The following is a 1,890-nucleotide window of genomic DNA, read 5'->3' on the forward strand; positions in this document are numbered from 1 at the left end:
TCGAGAAGGTGTTTCTGAGCTGAGGAGCCGACGCTGATTTCGTCACGCTGGCAGGCCAGAGGGGGCGCGAAGGATCGCTGCGCTGGCAAATTGCGCGAACTACCCCCGCTTCAACGCCTTCCCCTGCTTGAAAAATTCCCTCCACGGATCGGCTTTCGCCAGCTGCTTCAGCGTCGTCTTGTCGCCGATCGGGAAAGCGTTCGGCGGCAAGCCGGCCTCGATCTCTGGCCAGGTCACCGGCATCGACACGGTGGCGCCTTTCTTGGCGCGCGAGGAATAGGGCGCGACCGTCGTCGAGCCCCTGCCGTTGCGCAGATAGTCGACGAAGATCTTTCCCGTGCGCGCTTTTTTCGACAGCGTCGCCGTGTAGCGATCGGGGGCACCCTGCTCCAACGCGCGGGCAAAGTCATGGGCGAAGCCCTTCACCGCATCCCAATCCGCCGCCGGTTTCAGCGGCACCAGCACGTGATAGCCCTTGCCGCCCGAGGTCTTGACGAAATTCGGCAGCGACAGCTCGTCGAGCTTGCCCCGGATATCGAGTGCCGCCTCGCGCACCGCCTTCACGTCGACACCTTCATCGGGATCGAGATCGAAGATGATCTGGTCGGGCTTCTCGATCTCATCGATCGTGCACCCCCAGATGTGGATCTCGACCACGCCATACTGGACCAGTGCGGCAACACCATCGAAATCCCGGATGAACAGGATTTCCTCGCCGTCGGTCGGGTCCTTCATGCGCGCGATCTTGTCGCTCATGCCAGCCGAGGCATGCTTCTGGAAGAAACGCTGGCCGCCGACGCCGTCCGGCGCCCGCACCAGGCTGAGCGGCCGGTTGACCACGAACTGTTCCATGCGCGGCCAAACCTGTGCGTAATGGTCGAGCAGGCCCTGCTTGGATATGTTTTCGTCCGGCCACAGCAGCTTGTCGGGATGCGAGAGTTTGACCGTGGTCGTGATCGACCCGGCGGCTTTGCCGCCTGATGCCGGCTTGGCCGTGCTCTTGCCTGTCGATGGCTTGCCTGTCGCCGCTTTGGGCTTTTCCTGCACGACTTCCTCCGCCGGCTTGTCCTCGCGCAACCCCTGGAACGAGGCGTGGCGTATTATACGGTCCGAGGTCCAGCTGCGAAACTCCACTTCGCCGACAAGTTCAGGCTTGACCCAGACCAGGCCCTTGCCCTTCGGCACGGCGGTGGCGAAGGGCGATGATTTTGCCGTCAACGCATCGAGTTTTGCCTTCAGCTCATTGGCGCCCTTGCCCGAAAAACCAGTGCCGACGCGGCCGGCATAATGCAGCTTGCCGCCCTCGTGGAAGCCGACCAGGATCGAGCGCAGTCCGCGCCCGGTCTTGTCCGACGGCAGGTAGCCGCCGATGACGAATTCCTGCCGCGCCGTGCATTTCGATTTGACCCAGGTCGGGCCGCGGCCGCTGCGGTAGGGTGCATCGGCACGCTTGGAGACGACGCCTTCCAGGCCCATCCGGCAGGCATGCTCCAGCATGATCTTGCCGGGTTCGGCGAAATGGTCGCTGAAGCGGACCGCCGCATTGTCGGACTGTTCGCCGAGCAGTTCCTGCAAGGCCTGCTTACGCTCGACCAGCGGCTCGCGCCGAAGATCCTGCCCATCGAGCCGCATCAGGTCGAACACGTAATAGATGAAGCGATTGGTCCGCTTCGCCGACAGGTCCTGCTGCAGCAGCGCGAAAGACGAGACGCCGCTGTCGGCCAGCACCACCACCTCGCCATCGATGATGGCGTCGCTGCACTTCAGCCCGGCCAGCTCCGCGACGATCTCGCCGCCGAATTTCTTCGTCCAGTCGAGGCCGGTGCGGGTCAGCAGCCGCACATCGGTGCCGGCGATCTGCGCCTGCATGCGATAGCCGTCGAACTTCAC

The 1,890-nt window shown here is 63.7% G+C and carries 1 protein-coding gene; it reads right to left on the reverse strand.

Translation table 11 applies throughout. The features are described from left to right. Positions 1–99: 99 nt before the first annotated feature. Positions 100–1,890: DNA ligase D (gene ligD, locus ENZ75_RS30530; RefSeq protein WP_128278575.1), on the reverse strand; the 1,791-nt coding region annotated here is incomplete at its 5' end.

Origin of the sequence: Mesorhizobium sp. M7A.F.Ca.CA.002.04.1.1 (assembly GCF_004022805.1) — a bacterium.
GTDB lineage: Bacteria > Pseudomonadota > Alphaproteobacteria > Rhizobiales > Rhizobiaceae > Mesorhizobium > Mesorhizobium ciceri.